At 53.1% G+C, this 16,492-nt stretch carries 14 protein-coding genes, 1 tRNA gene and 1 pseudogene; 5 read left to right on the plus strand and 11 right to left on the minus strand.

All coding sequences use genetic code 11. From position 1 onward, the window contains the following. Positions 1–50: 50 nt before the first annotated feature. From QT230_RS13000 to QT230_RS13010, 3 genes are read right to left on the minus strand one after another with little or no spacing between them, the layout of a single operon-like run. Positions 51–1,313: a TRAP transporter large permease gene (locus tag QT230_RS13000; protein WP_308322279.1), complete on the minus strand. Its 1,263-nt coding sequence runs from the start codon at positions 1,311–1,313 to the stop codon at positions 51–53. Then, positions 1,310–1,834: a TRAP transporter small permease gene (locus QT230_RS13005; RefSeq protein ID WP_308322281.1), complete on the minus strand. Its 525-nt coding sequence runs from the start codon at positions 1,832–1,834 to the stop codon at positions 1,310–1,312. The genes QT230_RS13000 and QT230_RS13005 overlap by 4 nt, the downstream gene beginning before the upstream one ends. Next, on the minus strand, positions 1,835–2,872 hold the full coding sequence (locus tag QT230_RS13010; protein WP_308322282.1) for a TRAP transporter substrate-binding protein: 1,038 nt from the start codon (positions 2,870–2,872) through the stop codon (positions 1,835–1,837). 290 nt (positions 2,873–3,162) lie between these two features. On the opposite strand from QT230_RS13010, the gene QT230_RS13015 reads away from it, so the two are divergent. Beyond that, complete coding sequence (locus QT230_RS13015) at positions 3,163–4,554, plus strand: FAD-binding oxidoreductase (RefSeq protein ID WP_308322283.1); 1,392 nt, start codon at positions 3,163–3,165, stop codon at positions 4,552–4,554. 14 nt (positions 4,555–4,568) lie between these two features. On the opposite strand, the gene QT230_RS13020 is transcribed toward QT230_RS13015, so the two are convergent. Together QT230_RS13020 and QT230_RS13025 are read right to left on the minus strand one after the other, a co-directional pair. Beyond that, the gene (locus tag QT230_RS13020; protein WP_308322284.1) at positions 4,569–5,534 is read right to left on the minus strand and encodes a LysR family transcriptional regulator; all 966 of its coding nucleotides are present in this window, start codon (positions 5,532–5,534) and stop codon (positions 4,569–4,571) included. A 28-nt stretch (positions 5,535–5,562) separates the two neighbouring features. Next, positions 5,563–6,558, minus strand: coding sequence for a TRAP transporter substrate-binding protein (locus QT230_RS13025; RefSeq protein WP_308322285.1), 996 nt, complete (start codon positions 6,556–6,558; stop codon positions 5,563–5,565). 143 nt (positions 6,559–6,701) lie between these two features. Between QT230_RS13025 and QT230_RS13030 the strand changes: the two genes are divergently transcribed. Beyond that, a tRNA-Arg gene (locus QT230_RS13030) sits at positions 6,702–6,778 on the plus strand. 174 nt (positions 6,779–6,952) lie between these two features. On the opposite strand, the gene QT230_RS13035 is transcribed toward QT230_RS13030, so the two are convergent. The 3 genes from QT230_RS13035 to QT230_RS13045 all read right to left on the minus strand — a co-directional run bounded on the left by QT230_RS13035 (position 6,953) and on the right by QT230_RS13045 (position 10,451). After that, positions 6,953–8,692, minus strand: a complete 1,740-nt coding sequence (locus QT230_RS13035; RefSeq protein ID WP_308322286.1) for an AIPR family protein — start codon at positions 8,690–8,692, stop codon at positions 6,953–6,955. A gap of 67 nt (positions 8,693–8,759) precedes the next feature. Next, the gene (locus QT230_RS13040) at positions 8,760–9,446 is read right to left on the minus strand and encodes a hypothetical protein (protein WP_308322287.1); all 687 of its coding nucleotides are present in this window, start codon (positions 9,444–9,446) and stop codon (positions 8,760–8,762) included. Between the two features lie 684 nt (positions 9,447–10,130). After that, positions 10,131–10,451, minus strand: a complete 321-nt coding sequence (locus tag QT230_RS13045) for a hypothetical protein (protein ID WP_308322288.1) — start codon at positions 10,449–10,451, stop codon at positions 10,131–10,133. A 271-nt stretch (positions 10,452–10,722) separates the two neighbouring features. Between QT230_RS13045 and QT230_RS13050 the strand changes: the two genes are divergently transcribed. Together QT230_RS13050 and QT230_RS13055 are read left to right on the plus strand one after the other, a co-directional pair. Further along, positions 10,723–11,010 (plus strand): type II toxin-antitoxin system HigB family toxin, encoded by a 288-nt coding sequence (locus tag QT230_RS13050; protein WP_308322289.1) that lies wholly within the window; start codon positions 10,723–10,725, stop codon positions 11,008–11,010. A gap of 4 nt (positions 11,011–11,014) precedes the next feature. Further along, the gene (locus QT230_RS13055) at positions 11,015–11,443 is read left to right on the plus strand and encodes a transcriptional regulator (protein ID WP_308322290.1); all 429 of its coding nucleotides are present in this window, start codon (positions 11,015–11,017) and stop codon (positions 11,441–11,443) included. A gap of 285 nt (positions 11,444–11,728) precedes the next feature. Here QT230_RS13055 and QT230_RS13060 read toward each other — a convergent pair whose 3' ends face one another. Further along, positions 11,729–13,894, minus strand: a complete 2,166-nt coding sequence (locus QT230_RS13060; RefSeq protein WP_308322291.1) for a TonB-dependent siderophore receptor — start codon at positions 13,892–13,894, stop codon at positions 11,729–11,731. A gap of 153 nt (positions 13,895–14,047) precedes the next feature. Between QT230_RS13060 and QT230_RS13065 the strand changes: the two are divergent. Continuing rightward, positions 14,048–14,378 (plus strand): annotated as a pseudogene (locus tag QT230_RS13065) (hypothetical protein); the annotation flags it as partial. Between the two features lie 39 nt (positions 14,379–14,417). Here the strand turns inward: QT230_RS13065 and QT230_RS13070 are convergent. After that, a complete protein-coding gene (locus QT230_RS13070) occupies positions 14,418–15,782 on the minus strand; it encodes a heavy metal sensor histidine kinase (protein WP_308322292.1) in 1,365 nt (454 codons plus the stop codon). Then, entirely contained in the window at positions 15,782–16,453 is a 672-nt protein-coding gene (locus QT230_RS13075; RefSeq protein WP_308322293.1) for a heavy metal response regulator transcription factor, read from the minus strand. The genes QT230_RS13070 and QT230_RS13075 overlap by 1 nt, the downstream gene beginning before the upstream one ends. Between the last annotated feature and the right edge of the window lie 39 nt (positions 16,454–16,492).

Genomic DNA, 16,492 nt, shown 5'->3' on the forward strand with positions numbered 1-16,492 from the left:
TAGCGGTTACGACAATCTGGAAAGCCTATGCGGGGGGGGCTGTCGTTGGTTTAACCCCCCGACCAGCCCATCCAAATCGGCACATAGACCACCAATAGCAGCACCCCGATCAACCCCAGCAGGTAAGGGATGATCGCTCGGGTAATGCGCTCCAGCGGCAGTTGCGTGATCGAAGAGGCCACATAGAGGTTAATCGCCACCGGCGGGGTAATCATGCCAATGGAGAGCCCCACCACGATAATCAAACCAAAGTGGATCGGGTCAATCCCCAGCTGCAGCACCAGCGGCAGCAGCACTGGCGTAAGAATAATCAGCGCACTGGCGGTTTCGATAAACACCCCGGTGAGCAGAATAATCCCCACAATCAGCAGCATAATCACGTAAGGATTGGTGGAGAGCGACAGCACCGCCTGGGCAATTGCCCCCGGCACCTGCCAGCTCGACAGCGTCCAACTCAGCACCGCCGACATGGCAATTACCAGCATGATCACCGCCGTGGTCATCGCCGAGCGGATCAGTAGCTTGTAAATCTGGGCCAGGTTCAGGTCACGATAAACAAACAGCGACACCAGCATGGCGTAGTTCACCGCCACCACCGCCGCCTCTGAAGGTGTGAAAATCCCCGAGAAGATGCCGCCGAGGATAATCACCGGCGTCATCAGGCCCCAACTGGCGTCTTTAAAGGTCGTCCAGATGGTCGCAAGCGACAGCGGCGTACCCTTGGGGTACTGGCGCTTATAGGCCTGAGCAATCGCAATAGCCATTAACCCCAGCCCCATCGCCAGCCCCGGCAAAAAGCCGTTGAGAAACAGCTTGGAGACGGACTGCTGGGCGATCACCGCGTAAATAATCATCGGCACCGAGGGCGGAATCACCACTCCTATCGTTCCGCTGGCAGCGATTAAGCTGGCCGCTGAAGCCGGGTCGTAGCCTTTACGCTTAAGCTCCGGCACCAGGCTTGAACCCACCGCCGCGGTCGTCGCCGCACCGGAGCCGGAGATCGCCGCAAAGAACATGCCCGCCATCACCGAGACTACCGAAAGCCCGCCGCGCATAAAGCCGACCAGCGAATCGGCAAAGCTAACCAGCTTTTCGCTGACCTTGCCCTGGGCCATTAAATCCCCGGCGAGGATAAACATTGGGATCGCCACCAAAGCAAAGGAGTTAATGCCCTGGAACATCTGCTGGGTGACCACCATCAGCGGCACGCCGGACTGATACAGCGCGTAGAGTGTGCTGGCGCCAATCGCAAAGGCGATCGGCACGCCCAGCAGCATAAACAGCAAGAACAGCCCAAACAGCAGCAGGGTCATAGCGACTCCTCCTGGGGCTGGGACGTCTCGCCGTTCATCAGCAGCTCAACAATATCGACCAGCGCATACCAGGCCATCATCGCCGCGCAGATCGGCATCACCGCGTAGACGTAGGTCATCGACAGCCGCAGCGAGGCGGATTTCTGAAAGCTCTGCACCTGCATATAGCGGTAGCCAATCACGATCAGCGTGATCATAAACGCCAGCACAATCAGCAGAGCGGCAATCCGCGCGATCTGGCGCAGGCGGCCGGGCAGGGCATCGACCACAAAGGTTACGGCGATGTGCCGCCCGCGCTGGAATGCCAAAGTGCCCGCTAAAAAGGTGATCCAAACCAGCAGAAAGCGGGCGACTTCTTCCGTCCAGCCCACCGCGGTGAACAGCACCCGTGAGACAATCTGCAGGGTAATCACCCCAATCAGCGCCGCCATGCCCGCAAAGACCACGGGCTGCAGGATGGCGTCCAGAAAACGTTCAGTACGCTGTAGCAAGGTTACCAATGGGTGCGTGTGAGTGGGCACTTACTTCACTGCCTCCTGGATGCGTTGCAGGTAGTCGCCGAACTGATCACCGTACTGCTCATACACCGGGGCAACGGCTTCCTGGAAGGCGGCGATATCCGGTGACTCGTTAATTTCCATGCCCGCCTCGGCCAATTCGGCTAACTGCTCGGCTTCCATGATGGCGTTCTGTTCCCTGGCATAGGCAGAGGCTTCGCTGGCGGCATCAAGCACAATCTCCTGAACTTCCTCTTGCAGGCCGTTCCAGGCGGGTAAGCTCATAATGAAAATTGCGGGCGCATAGATATGCCGCGTCATGGTGAGGTAGTCCTGAGTTTCCGCCAGGTTAAAGGCATGGATGGCGTTAACCGGGTTCTCCTGACCATCAATCGTGCCCTGTTGCAGCGCGGTCAGCGCTTCTGTCCAGGCCATGGGCACGGCATTGGCACCGAGCTCGCGGAACGTATCCACGTAGACCTCGTTCTGGATCACGCGCAGTGTCAGGCCGTCGAGATCTTCGGGCGCATTGATGGCGTTCTGACTATTGGTGATATTGCGAAAGCCACGTTCAGCAAAGGCCAGCCCCTTAAGGTTCACATTCTCTAACTTGGCCAGTATTTCCTGGCCGATCTCGCCATCCAGCACGGCGTAAGCGGATTCAGCGCTTGGAAACAGGAACGGCAGTTCAAACACCGAGAACTCATCAACGAAGTTGGCCACCGGCCCGTTGGTGATCACGCCCATATCGACGGTGCCGATCTGCATGCCTTCCAGAAGGGTGCGCTCGTCGCCCAGTGAGGCGTTGGGGAATATCTCTACCGAGACCGCGCCGTCGGTCTGTTCGCTGACCAACTGCTGAAAGCGTTCGGCGGCGATATGGTAAGTATCTTCTGTATTTACCACGGTTGCTAAGCGCAGGTTAATAGGGGTAATTTCCTCGGCCTGGGCCATTAGCGGCAAACCCAACAGGCCAGCGCACAGCAAGGTTAGGTTTAACTGTTTGAATTTACTTGTATAACAGGATGCGGCGTGAGCGGTAAAACGGGCGCGATTATTCACATTATCTCCTAGTGGTGGCTGTTCTTATTATCTTGGTGGGTTTCATCTATACCACATCGAACTAACAGGGCAAATTACTTATTTTTATTCCACTATTCGCGATAATAATCCAAAAAATCTTTATAGATCTTGGGCTTGAGTGGTTTGAAGGTTAGCGCTAGCCTGCAAGCATTAACGATTGATTAACTGCCTTGGAAAGCGATGGTAAGGCTTGGCCGGTGGTGAGTCTTGCTAACCATGTTCTTACTAACCAATAACCATGGCGACGCCAGCTAAAACAGGAATAACCAATGGATAAGTTGCTTAACGACCTAGTGGCGGTAGTCGGCCCAGAAAACGTGTTGCTCGGTGACGATGTCTCCCAGCGTAGCGTCGACTGGTTTACCGGAGCGCCCTGTCGTGCCAAGGCCATTGTCAGGCCCCGCAACACCGAACAGCTCAGCCAAGTGATGGCCCTGTGCTACCAGGCCGACCAACTGGTGGTGACCCATGGCGGCATGACCGGCATCGTGCACGGCGGTGAAGCCAGCCCGGAGGAACTGGTGGTGTCTCTGGAACTGATGAACCAGATCGAAGAGGTCGACCTGGTTGGCTCTACGATTCAGGTTCAGGCCGGGGTGACGCTCCAGCGGGTACAGGAAGCCGCGGCGGAGGTCGATATGCAGTTCCCCCTCGATCTCGGCGCCCGGGGTTCGTGCACCATCGGCGGCAATATCGCCACCAATGCGGGCGGAATACGGGTCATTCGCTACGGCATGATGCGCCAGCAAGTGCTGGGGCTAGAAGCCGTGCTCAGCGACGGCACCGTGGTCAGCTCGCTCAACAAAATGCTCAAGAACAACGCGGGCTACGACCTCAAACAGCTATTTATCGGAAGCGAAGGCACTCTGGGCATCGTCACCCGCGCCGTGCTGCGGCTGCAGCCGCATATGCCCAGCGAGCAAACCGCGCTGGTCGCGGTGCCCTCCTTCGATGCTTTGACCCAGCTGTTACGCAGGGTCTCCCAACAACTCGCCAACAGCCTTAGCGCCTTCGAGGCGCTGTGGAATAGCCACTACAAGCTGGTCACCACCGAAAGCGGCAAGCACGCGCCCCCGATGGCCGACGACTCGCCTTTCTACGCCATCATCGAAACCCTGGGCCTGGATGACACCCAGGATGCGGAGCACTTCACCGAGATACTGCAACAGGCCATGGAAGACGGCTTGGTCAGCGACGCCGTGCTAGCCAATTCCGGTGCCCAGCGCCAGAGCATTTGGGCGATTCGGGAAGATATCGAAGTGCTGGTGAAAGAGCTGAAGCCGATGTTCTCCTACGATATCAGCCTGCCGATTCCGCATATGGACGCCTACGTCGATACCCTGGAGCAAAGCCTCAAAGCGCAGTTTCCCCAAACAGGTAAAATGATCGTGTTCGGCCATCTCGGCGATGGCAATCTGCACATTATGATCACGGTGCGCGATGACAGCCCGCAAAGCCGCCGCCAGGTTGAGCAGTTGGTGTACTTCCCCCTACAAGAGTACGGCGGCTCGATCTCTGCCGAACACGGCATCGGGCTCGAAAAGCGCGACTACTTGAGTATTTCCCGCTCCAGCGAAGAGATCGCGTTAATGAAGCGCATGAAAATCGCCCTGGATCCCAAGCTGCTGTTGAACCGCGGCAAAGTCGTGGCAGTGGAGTGAGTTTGGCGGTTTGACTATCGGCCGCCCAGGGCGGAGGGGCCTGGTGTTATCAGCTCCCTGGTGAGTTGCCGCAACCAGTGGATGCCCGAATCGTGATCCTTGCGTTCATCCCAACACAGGCAGACCTTGAACGCGGGGACATCCAGGGGCAGGGCGTAGAACTTCAGGCTATTGTGGCGGCAAATGACCCTGGCGGCGCTCTCCGTCACCACGCAGAGCAGCGTTGTGGATACCAATATTTCCTGTAACGGGTTGATGTAGGGCGTCTTTGCGACGATTTTGCGCTCCAACCCCAGCTCCCGCAGTTTTTCATTGATTAATAGCGGGCTGTCCTCGCGATGGGATAAAGCCACCTGCGGGGAGTTTAAAAACGCCTCAAGGGTGATGGCGCTGCCCTCGCCATGAAAGGTGGCATCGCCCACACAGCCAATCACATCATCAAACAAGTACTCGTGGTGCGAGGTGAGCGGCAAGGTTTCGAGCTGCACCACTGCCAGGTCAATATCGTGCTCTTGCAGAACGTGCTGGGCGCCTTCCGCGCTGGCGATGCGCGTGGAGAGCATGTTGAAGCACACCTCTGGGGCGTGCTCCAAACAGTGCTGAATCAGCTTGGGTTGCAGCTGCTGGCTGACATAGTCCACCAGGCTGACACGAAACTCCCGCTTCGATGTCGCGGGAGAAAACTCGCTGTTGCTGTGAACCGCCTGATCAAGGTAGAACAGCCCTTTGGCCACCGCGGCGTCCATCTGCCGGGCAAGCGGGGTGGGCTGCATGCCGTCCAGCGTCTTGATGAACAGCGGGTCGTCCATTAACAGGCGCAGCTTTTTCAGCGAGTGGCTGACCGCCGGTTGCGTCAGGCAGAGCGCCTCTGCGGTCAGCGTCAAACTCCGTTTCCCATAAAGCGTGTGAAAGACCAATAGTAAATTGAGATTTATCTTATTGAGTCTGCTCGCCAGCTTCATATGGGGGGTGTCAGCCATCAGGCGTGTCTCTTAATCAGCAGGCGAGTTACTTAAGCGCTTCCTGAATGCGCGGCAGGTAATCACCAAACTGCTCGCCGTACTTCTCATACACCGGCGCCACGGCGGCCTGGAAGGCTTCCATATCCGGGGTATCGTTGATCTCCATGCCCGCATCGCGCAGCGCTTGTAGCTGTTCGCTCTCCATCTCTGCGTTCATCTGGCGCTCATGCTCGGCCGCTTCCTGGGCTGCTGCCAGTAATACTTCCTGGGCGTTTTCAGGCAGTTGGTTCCAGGCGGGCATGCCCATAACAAAAATCGCCGGGGCGTAAGTGTGGCGGGAGAGGGTCATGTAGTTCTGGGTTTCATCCAGGTTGAACGAGTGGATCACGTTCACCGGGTTTTCCTGGCCGTCGATGGTGCCCTGCTGCATGGCGGTAAGCGCTTCTGTCCACGCCATGGGAACCGCGTTGGCGCCCAGCTCGCGGAAGGTATCGGTGTAAACCGGGTTCTCCATCACGCGGATACGCAGGCCGTCCAGGTCTTCCGGCGAGTTCACCGCCCGCTCGCTGTTGGTCAGGTTGCGAAAACCGCGCTCGGCGTAGGCCATGCCTTTCAGGTTCACCTCGGAAAGCTTATCGAGCAGCTCCTGGCCAATCGGGCCATCGAGCACTGCGTAAGCGGCTTCCGGGGAGGGGAACAGGAACGGCAGTTCAAATACCGCCATCTCTTCCACAAAGTTGGCCACCGGGCCGTTGGTAATCACGCCCATATCCACCGTGCCGATCTGCATGCCTTCCAGCAGCGTGCGTTCGTCACCTAGTGAGGCGTTGGGGTAGATCTCGATATCCACCTTGCCGTCGGTACGTTCTTCCACCAGCTCTTCAAACTTGGTGGCGGCGATGTGGAAGCCATCCTGCTCATTGACCACGTGGGCCAAGCGCAGGGTGACGGGGTCCATATCCGCAAAATCAGCGGCGTTCGCGGCGCTCACCAGCGCCAGTGAGACACCCAGTGCGAGCGTGCTACGTGCAAATGTTTTCATATTATTATGTTCCCAATCGATGAAGGTGCAGAAGTGCTCCCAAAGCATGCACCACCGCGGGGAAAACGGTCAATTGACCAAAGGACTCAAGCGCCATACGGCTGGACACAGCGCCCCCGCACAGTTACGATACGCACCCACAAGCGCCCGTAGCTCAGTTGGATAGAGTATCGGCCTCCGAAGCCGAGGGTCGCAGGTTCAAATCCTGCCGGGCGCGCCAAATTGTAAAAAGGGGGCCTGCGAGAAATCGCAGGTTCCCTTTTTTGGTTTTGCTGCTATCGGCCAAGAATGGTATTTTAGGTGATTCTGATGTAACGATTGCATCACGCGCGGTTCTGTAGTTAAGGCTTAGCCGCAATGAAAAAACCGTCGCTGTGACTGGCCGTGTTAAGGCCTACGGAGCAGTAATCTTTGTAGCGAATTCGTCGTATATTGACTTATTAGACGCTGTGGTTGCTTGAACTAAGGAACGAAAAGTATTTACAACCTCTTTCACTGTATTAGTATTCTTCAATCCCCCTACTAAACCTTTATTGAGCTGCGTACAAAATGGTAGAGTTGCATCGAGGATGTTATCCCAGTTTTCTTCCGCCTGCTTAGGAGAAGTGGTATTCCCAAAGGAAATTCTATAGATATTTGGCACTTTTCTTCCCAACATAATTTCCAAGCAACTTACAATTGCAGTAGCAAGTAAAAATATTGACCCACGCTGCCTAAAGTAGTCAAGGTACTCTTCTTCATGTGATGGAAGTGTGCTTTTTTTCGACTTGTCCAGTAGTTGTTTTTTCCTCGATTCTACAGCTCTAACCAATGCATATGCACACACTATGTGGGCTGCCTTAGTATTTTCATTGAAGTATTTCGAATACAATCTATCGCTTACCCAAATGGCTGTTTTTTGATTGTAAGCAATGATTGGATCTTGCTGAAAGCAAGCTAAAGCCTGACCAACTGTGTAAGATGGCAACATGTTTGGTCTACGCCTTATGGCATCGCCAGAACCGCCTCTTCGACCACCTTCATACTCTGCTTCAGGAATTAAGGAAAATTCTTCCTTTAACCGCTTCTGGAACTTGTCAGTGCTGCGAAAATCAGATGCCTCTACCTTATTCTGACTATTGTTAAACTGAATTACTTTATGTATTAATTCTTGATCACCGTTAGTCATTGCGACAAAGCGAGCCTGAACTTTTGCGTCTTTATCGGGGAGTTTATTTAAAGAACCAATTGCACCAGTTGTTTGAGCACCATTTACTATAGACAAACCATTGAAAAGCAGCTTGTTACCATCGTCCACATTGAACGAATGAGTCAATATAGTGAGTCCATTATTAAATACCCAGAAATTTCTCGGATCACTCTCAATAGTTCGCCTAATTCCATTGTTAATATTTGAATCAGCAGATCTAGAACCCAAGTAATCCCTTATGTTTGCAGAAAATATTTTAGTTTTATGTTTTTTATACTGCCTATATAGAAACTGGGCAGGTATTGCCGTTGAGTACGATTTCCAAGCCGGGCCATCAATAGAATAGCCCCCCTCAATTTTAACTTCAAACTCATCATTTACGAGAATCGGAGACAATGACTCTTCATACCAACTTGTTAATGTTCCATCACCCACCTCAACAAAATGAACATCGACTTTCGCTTCGGGGAATTGATTTGAAATCGCAGTCTTGGCCGTTTCCTGAACCGTAACTAGCTCAGTTTCTACATTCTGAGATTCAGGTAAATTATGCACATACCAAATATATAATGTTTTTATTTGACCTGACTTTATTGAACTCCTGATTTCGGATGCTGCTGACTTTATTCGCTCGGGAACTTCTTCTATGTTTCGTTGTAGTAACCACCCAACACCAGTGTTCAAGTCGCTGGCCTTATTAGCTGGAGCGCACGCTTTTTCTTTAGTCGAAAAGTAACACTGTGCAATAACTGCATGTTCTTCTTCGATATTCAAATACACCATATCGCATTTCTTATCATCGCTACCATCTGTAATAGCGTCTGCGGCAACAGTATCAAGATCGTCAATGCCGAACCGCAAAGCTAGCGAAAATAGAGCTAAACCATTATCTCCATATTCAACTAAATCATCTCTAGCTACATAAGCCTCTTTCCAACTACTCATATTATCTCCTTTCATATTATCTTGTGCGGTACGGGTCGCTTTAATGCCCAAAGCAGCGGCGAGTCCACTAGTCCTGCGGATTTTGATTGTTAGTTGACGACCGCTCACGATGCGCACGCTGTAGGTCTAGTTTCTGACTGTTTTGCAACTTAGCCAAATCTCTTGCTCGACGATAAACCGAAGCCAATATTTTTAACACTGCAAGCTCATTGTTTTCGTTGCGGAAATACAACTTAGCTAGCGTCTCTTTATTTACGCCCATTAGCTGGGATATTTCTACAACCGAGTTATGGATGAAATGTTTTTCTTTCTCTAAAAGGCTCAACTCTTCACCTCTAAGATTTAGCCTCATGAGTTTACGCTCACTCATTCCTTTGTGAATAATACTGTAAGTTTTGTTTCCTGCTAGTAGTGCTGCAGAAACGTAGCCCACGATTTGAGCAACGTCTTTCGCAACCTCAACAATCTGCGAGAGCTCTATGTATCCTGGGGATGCATACTGAATCGACTTAATATTTGGCTTATAATTCTTTGGCATTTTAGAGAACAAGTTTTGGTAGAAATTTACTGCACTAAAGCCACCACGCCATGGATATTTACCATAGATGTACTGAATTTCGGCATCTATATAATCTTCCGCAACATCTAAAGAATAAAGCAACCCATAAAGCTGGATATACACGCGGGTGAGTGTATTAAGGTCTGTTAATTCCCAGCGGCCATCTATGTATAGCTTTATGTTATCTACTTCCACGCATAACCTCCCTAGCCAATCAACAGGTATTAAGCCACCCATCCTATAATTGGATGAGTTTGCCTTCACGTTTATTCGACAAATGTAGTCTGCATAATTATCTATAATCTGTTGATTTTAATAATTTATAATTGGGCTGAATATCCAGATTTCGCGCGTCTGCTGCATTTCCCGAAATGGCCGCTATGGCACCTTCTCGGCCTCATGCTAAATAGCCATACGCCAGCTTTCAGCTTTTGGGCACTTGCTCAATTTTCCCCTGAAATGAGACTAGCATAAGCTGGTTAAGTAGGCTGAGGCTAGTAGGCTTTTCTTTTCAACGCTTCTTCGTGACCTGCTGGCTAGGCCCCATAATATTTTCCAGTGATGGCGGGTGTGTAGCAGGCGGAGTCTTAATGAGATGAGAGCTGATGGGGTGAGCCAAAATGGGTAGCAAACAAGAACCCCGCATAAGCTTGTGGAAGCCAATAGGTGGGGGGTATGCGCTAATGGTCATCACACTGTTAGCTGCCAGTGCGAGGGTGGAGGATGAGAAGAGGCTAAATCCTAGATCAAGCACAAGGCTTAAGCCGACATAAAGTCGTTCCAGCGCCTTACCCAATAGTTGTGCTTATCCATAACGGTATTTCACACCGCGATGCGGCTCATTCTTGTCTGGTAGTCTCCGCCGTCGCGGATTTCGCCTCAATGAAACAGGTCAGAAGTGTCATCAGGGCCTTGAAGGCTTTTGGCGGCAGGTTTGCCGCCATACCAAAAGTCCCGCTCCGCAGCGGATAGGTGAGGGCGGGTCAGTTCTGGGGTGGAAATGTAATAGCCTTGGCGGGTCATGACGGAGCTGGGCCATCCAGAAATCCACCAGTTGAGGTAGTTATAGGCCGCATCTAGGGTGCCTTTCCAGCGCTTGTCCAACAACCAGCTCCAGCTCTCTTGGTTGATATCCAGCCCTTTAGGGAGCATGTCCATGCGATAACCGAAGCTGTCCACATTGTGGCTAACCGGGAGCATGGTGATATGCCCGCTTGGGCGAGAGCCGTAACAGCCATATAGAGAAGATCGACCGGGTTACTGCCTGCTCCCAGGGGCGCGTGGGGCGTTAATTTTCCTGTCTTGGGCAGGTCATTGATCATATCCCAGTGTTTAATGCGATCCACCTGAATGGGTTGAATCGCATTGGCGGGCCACACGAAGTTCAGCTTGATTGTTACGAAAGTTATAATAGCAGTTTGCTATATATAGCAAACTGCTATTATAGTGTAGCCAGCGAAAGGGGTTACATATGCATGTGGTCACACAAAAACGTATTTGGGAAGCAAAGGAGAAATGGCCGCAGTCGGCCACTTCCTTAGATGCATGGTTTCGCATCATGAAGGGTAGCGAGCCCCAGAGCTTTGCTGAGATGAAAGAAATTTTTCCGGCAACGGATAAGGTAGGAAGCCACCATGTTTTTGACATTGGTGGCAATAAGATTCGACTGATAGCAACTGTGCATTATCGCGCTAAGCGCGTTTTTATCCGCCATATTCTCGATCATCCCGAATATGACAAGGGTAAGTGGAAGGAGTGAAGATATGAATGCCGTTCTTGATCAAGCCGCTACTCACTGGCAGTACATTGCACCTCTTCTCTCTGCGCCAGAATCAGAGGATGAGTATGACGAGAAAGTAGAAGCGCTTGATGAAATTCTAAATTTGGTTGGCGATGATGAAAATCATTACTTATCCAGCCTTGCGGCGCGCCTTGGTGATCTTCTTGAGGCATATGATGAGCATGTACGCCCCATGCCTGTCGCGGGGGATACTGATGTGCTTCGTTATCTTATGGAAGAACACGGCATTACCCAAAATGATTTGCCGGAAATCGGCGCTCAGTCTGTTGTTTCGTCCATTTTGTCAGGCAAACGTAATCTTAACTGGCGCCAAATTTGTGGGCTTTCCGACCGCTTTGGTATTCCAACGGATGTTTTTAAAAAGCGTAAAACACTTAGCGATATTAGTTAACTTGGTTAGAGCTTTATCAGGTGAGGAGCCTGAAGCTCCCTTCACCTAAAAGCTCAATTATGAATGTTGGTGGTTTTCTTATAGGTCAAAAGAGTGTTAGTTAATTAATCGAATTGCTAACTAAAATTATCTAGAAGGCACAGTCCGGTTCATCCTGCACCTGTAGTGGTCAATATGCGGCCCACTGCTTTTAGGCAGCTATTAAAACAACAGTAAGCGTGCCGCAAACAGTGAGGGCGCTTCATAGAAAGCGCCCTCATGGTAACGGTAAAGAGGATACGTTACTTAAAACTCGACGGTCGCCGAAAGCTTGAAGGTGCGCGGTTCGCCTTGAATCAAATAATTTGCAAAGGACGTCGAGGCGCCTGACCAGTAATCTTCGTCGGTAACGTTGTCGATGCCTGCGCGCCAGATCCAATCAGCGCCACCGACCGGTGTGGTGTAGCGCAGGCCAAGATCGAGGCGTGTCCAGGAATCCAGCTCCAAGTCGTTGGCTACATCGGCGTACTGCGAGCCCGTGTGCAGGACGCGACCAGTGGCAGTGAAACGCTCGATGAAGGGCGTGTCCCATTCGCCACCGAGCACAAAACGATACTCAGGAACGCCCGTGGCGTCATTTCCTTCGTTGCCATCCTGTGCTTTGGTGAGTTCGGCATCTATCCAGGTCGCGCTGCTGAACAGGCGCACTCCTGTCGTAGGCTCACCGTAAAGGCTTAGCTCCAGGCCGCGATTACGCTGCTCGTTATCCAGGTTGCCGGTGCCATCGACGACCGCAGCAGAGGGTAGCTCAATCTGAAACAGGCTAATGCCACCGCCTAGATTGCCGTAGTCGAACTTAGCGCCCACCTCGTGCTGCTCGGCATGGGCAATGCCCAAGTGCTGCCCAAAGTTCAGCGCTGTGGTATCGGTGACCGTGCCGCCATCCTGCAATGCTTCGACGTAGTTGGCGTAGAGCGAGATATTATCCGTGGTCTTGAACACCGCGCCGACGGCGGGGGTTACCCGACGATCAGCATAGCGATTGCCACTGCCGTCGTTAGGACGTTCGTCGATCTCGAGTTCCTGATAGCGTGCGCCCAGCGTCAGCAACAGTCGGTCATCGATGAATCCAAGTGTGTCGCTCAGCGTGACCCCTTGGGAGCGTGTGCGCGTCACGCTACCCCCCACGAAAGGCGTGCCATCTGGGCGAGATAAATCGACGGGATCATAGATGTTGGTCGTGCCAGCCGCGAGGAAACTCCAGTCCGTGTCGAACTTGCGATAGGCGCTAGAGTAGCCAAAGGTGATGTCATGGCTAACCGGGCCGGTCAGCACGTAGCCACGCAGCCCCGCTTGGCTGGCGACGTTGTCGATATGGTTGTCGGTCTCGAAGTCGTTGACCCTGGCGTTACCCGCGTCATCGGTAAGGCGCGGCGTCGCCGACACGATGCCTTCAAGCGTGCGGTTACCCCCCAAGGCTGCGAATGCGGTCCAGGAGTTGGTGAGGTCATATTCGCCCCTGACCATGCCGAAATTGGTTTCTAGCTCGGTTCCACCGAAAGAGGGGGTGTAGTTCAACGAGGAATCCGGCGCAGCGGGCACCCGAGTGGCCGCGCCGGTGTTGACGCTTGAACGGCCACCATCCAGGGTGAACTTTTGATGACCGACATCGAACAATATTCGGCCTTGATCCCCACGGTAGTCGAGCCCAACGACGAAGGAGGTATCGCGCTGGGTTTCGTCATCAATGGCGGTATCACCCCGGCCGCGGGTGGCACTTACGCGTGCTCCCCATTGCTGCTGATCCCCATAACGCTGGCTAGCATCGACGCCCACTTCGCCGTAGCCATCGGAGCGATAACCGCTGGATAGATTGAGCATCGGGTCATCCCCCGCATGCTTGGGCTCGATGTTGATGGTGCCACCAATTCCGCCGCTCCCGCCGATGGGAATGCCCGACGTAAAGGCGCTGGCGCCTTTGAAGACTTCGACGCGCTCGGCAAGGTCGCTGTTGATGATTTGTCGCGGCAATACACCGTAGAGGCCGCCATAAGCCACGTCGTCACCGGTCAGGCTAAAGCCGCGTACCTTGTACGCTTCGCCATAGATGCCAAAGCCCAGCCCTACCGATACCGAGGCATCGTTTTGCAGGGTATCGCCCAGTGTCTGAGATTGCTGATTCTCCATCAGCTCACTGGTATAACTGATGACGTTGAAGGGCACATCCATCGCGTCTTTTTCACCGATCAGTCCTACGCGGCCACCCGCTGCGATTTGGCCACCGGCGAAGGCTGGAGGTGGCGTATCTCCATAGGTCGGTATGGAGCCCGTTACGGTGACGGTGTCCAGGGACTGATTGGCAGCACTTGTCTGCGCCCAGGCGGTCGCGGGTGTGATGCCCATCGCGATCAGCGCCAGCGCGCGCAGGAGCCGTGCTTTGTGCGCTGTGTTGGAGGTGTTCCCAAGAGGCATAGTGTCGATCCTATCGTTTTTACAGCAGCACACAGCCGCTGCGTTTTTATGAAGCCGATGTAAGGAAGTGGAGGGTTTGGCTATCGTGCCATGATTACCTTTCCAGTATGGATGTATATGATAAACAAAATGAGATGTATTGACATCTGCGAATGGGGGTTTTCACTCGTGGGTATCGAAGCGCTCTACGACTATCCTGAGGTCACGCTGGTCGTTGTCGAGCCGGTGCCCGCCTGGGGTCGAAGACACGCTGGCGAAAAGTGGTTTATGGCAACATTTACCCAGTGTTAAAAACGCCAATCTATTGCGCTTACCGCCGATATGGAGTTTTGGCGCGCTGCCTTCTTGTCTGGTCGTCTCCACCGTCGCGGATTTCGCCTCGGTGAATCAGATCAGAGCTGCCATCGTGGCCTGGAAGGCTTTTGGCGGGGGACCAGAGGCATCGATGCCGGCCCAGCCGCGCACCATAACGGAAGAGGCTTGATCCTGGTTGCTCCAGAAGGCGTGGAAGTGTTGCTGACGCTTAAGCGCGTAGTAGCGTCAGCGAAAATGTGGTGCCGTCTTCGGCATTACTTTCTACCTGAACTTCGCCATCGTGCCATTGGGCAATTGAGTGGACTATAGCCAGCCCTAGCCCGCCTGAATCTACGACACCGCTCCGAGCGGGGTCGCCGCGATAAAACCGTTCAAAAACCTTAGTCAGGTCGTCAGGTGAAATGATGGGGCCATGATTATGAACGCACAGCTTGATGCGTTCCCCAAGGTCCATCGTGCTGATATGGATCGGTGTTCCAGGGCTGCCGTGACGTAGTGCATTAGCGATCAGATTGGCCAGCGCCGTGCGTATCAGGTCGTGGTTAGCGACGACGGTTCCACTCGCTTCATTAATGAGCGCACGCGCGCCATCTTCTGCCATGCCTTCGAAATATTCGCATAACTGTAAAACCATTTCACCGAGGTCGACGCTGTCACAGATAAGTTTTCTTGAAGGGCTCTCAGTTCGTGCTAGAAATAGCATGCTATCAATCATTCTCGATAGGCGTTCATACTCTTCGATATTTGATTCAAGCACCTGCCGATACTCCGCGTCGCTCCTTTCCCGCCGCAGGGCATGCTGCGTTTGTCCAAGCAGGTTGGTTAATGGCGTCCGCAGCTCATGGGCCATGTCGGCGGAGTAGCGGGAGAGCTGTGAAAACCCGTCCTCTAGACGATCTAACATCCGATTCAGCCCATGGCTGAGGTTGCTGATCTCTTGGGCTTCGCCTGTGACATCTAAGCGTCGGTCTAACTGGCGGATATTGATGCGATTAGCTTGCTCAATCAAGCGACGTAAAGGTTGAAGCCCATGCCGACTTACGCCCCATCCGAGCAAAAAGGCGAGAAGGGCACCGATAGCCAGCGCAAACCACAGCCTTAATCGATACGCCCTCAGCATCTGGTTGCGTTCATCAAGTAGCTTTCCGGCGATCAGCGTTAAAGGTCGACCCTCTTGCTCAAATGTATGCCATGCCAATCTCGCCTGAACGGGCCCAGCCGTCTCCATCAAACGGACGGTGTTAGTCGTCGGGAGGTTAGGTACTGGCAAATCGCTAGGGTTGACTTCAATCAGTGTTTGGCCGGTGTTATCTAGTATCCACAGCAGGTTGTCGCGGTTTCCCATCATGTTGGCATAGAGATGGGAACGATGCTGAAGCATATCAACGCTCTCGCCATTGCTGAGTATTGCTTCTAAGCGCTCCAGTCGACCTTGCAGCATCTGGTCATCACGCCAGGCTATTTCGCGCGTTAATGAGTGGTAGAGGTAGGTGCCGATACTGCCTAAAAGCAGCATGCTGACCAGGGCAAACAGTAACGAAAGACGAGTCGCTAGGGAGTTGATGGCCAGCATTAGGAGCGATCCTCAAGCACGTAGCCCATGCCGCGTTCGGTGTGTATTAGCTTCTGAGTGAAGGGGTCGTCTACCTTGGCACGAAGCCGCCGCACGGCGACTTCTACCACGTTGGTGTCGCTGTCGAAATTCATCTGCCATACCCGGGAGGCAATATAGGTGCGCGACAGGACTTCGCTTTCCCGATCAAGCAATAGTTCTAAAAGGGCAAACTCTTTATTGGTGAGCGCGATACGCTCGCCTTTACGCGTTACCCGCCGGCGCAACACGTCCATTTCCAAATCCGCTACGCGAAAGTGCTCTCTCTCGCGGGGCGGGCTGCGGCGCAATAACGTTCGTACCCTGGCCAGAAGCTCCACAAAAGAGAACGGTTTAACGAGATAGTCGTCGGCACCGAGTTCCAGCCCCTTCACACGGTCTTCTACTGCGTCCTTGGCGGTGAGAAAGAGTACCGGCACTTGGCTGCGACGGCGGATCAACTCTAGCAACTGCCAACCATTTAGGCCCGGGAGCATGACATCGAGAATAACCAAGTCGAACTCGCTTTCGTTGATCAGATGCTGGGCATCAAACCCATCGCGGGCTACCTCGACACTGTATCCCGACTCCCCCAGCCCTTTGCATAGGTAGTCGGCGGTTTTGTGCTCATCTTCTACTACCAGGATACGCATGCCGTCACCCCGCTAAATCGGAACAGAGTAGCCGGATCT

The sequence above is a fragment of the Halomonas sp. SpR8 genome, from assembly GCF_031010195.1.
Taxonomy (GTDB): Bacteria; Pseudomonadota; Gammaproteobacteria; order Pseudomonadales; family Halomonadaceae; genus Vreelandella.

Coding starts and splice junctions, on each gene's coding strand:
- QT230_RS13000 (WP_308322279.1), bottom strand. CDS start 1,313: ATGACCCTGCTGCTGTTTGGGCTGTTCTTGCTGTTTATGCTGCTGGGC.
- QT230_RS13015 (WP_308322283.1), top strand. CDS start 3,163: ATGGATAAGTTGCTTAACGACCTAGTGGCGGTAGTCGGCCCAGAAAAC.
- QT230_RS13020 (WP_308322284.1), bottom strand. CDS start 5,534: ATGGCTGACACCCCCCATATGAAGCTGGCGAGCAGACTCAATAAGATA.
- QT230_RS13025 (WP_308322285.1), bottom strand. CDS start 6,558: ATGAAAACATTTGCACGTAGCACGCTCGCACTGGGTGTCTCACTGGCG.
- QT230_RS13035 (WP_308322286.1), bottom strand. CDS start 8,692: ATGAGTAGTTGGAAAGAGGCTTATGTAGCTAGAGATGATTTAGTTGAA.
- QT230_RS13045 (WP_308322288.1), bottom strand. CDS start 10,451: ATGCTCCCGGTTAGCCACAATGTGGACAGCTTCGGTTATCGCATGGAC.
- QT230_RS13050 (WP_308322289.1), top strand. CDS start 10,723: ATGCATGTGGTCACACAAAAACGTATTTGGGAAGCAAAGGAGAAATGG.
- QT230_RS13055 (WP_308322290.1), top strand. CDS start 11,015: ATGAATGCCGTTCTTGATCAAGCCGCTACTCACTGGCAGTACATTGCA.
- QT230_RS13060 (WP_308322291.1), bottom strand. CDS start 13,894: ATGCCTCTTGGGAACACCTCCAACACAGCGCACAAAGCACGGCTCCTG.
- QT230_RS13070 (WP_308322292.1), bottom strand. CDS start 15,782: ATGCTGGCCATCAACTCCCTAGCGACTCGTCTTTCGTTACTGTTTGCC.
- QT230_RS13075 (WP_308322293.1), bottom strand. CDS start 16,453: ATGCGTATCCTGGTAGTAGAAGATGAGCACAAAACCGCCGACTACCTA.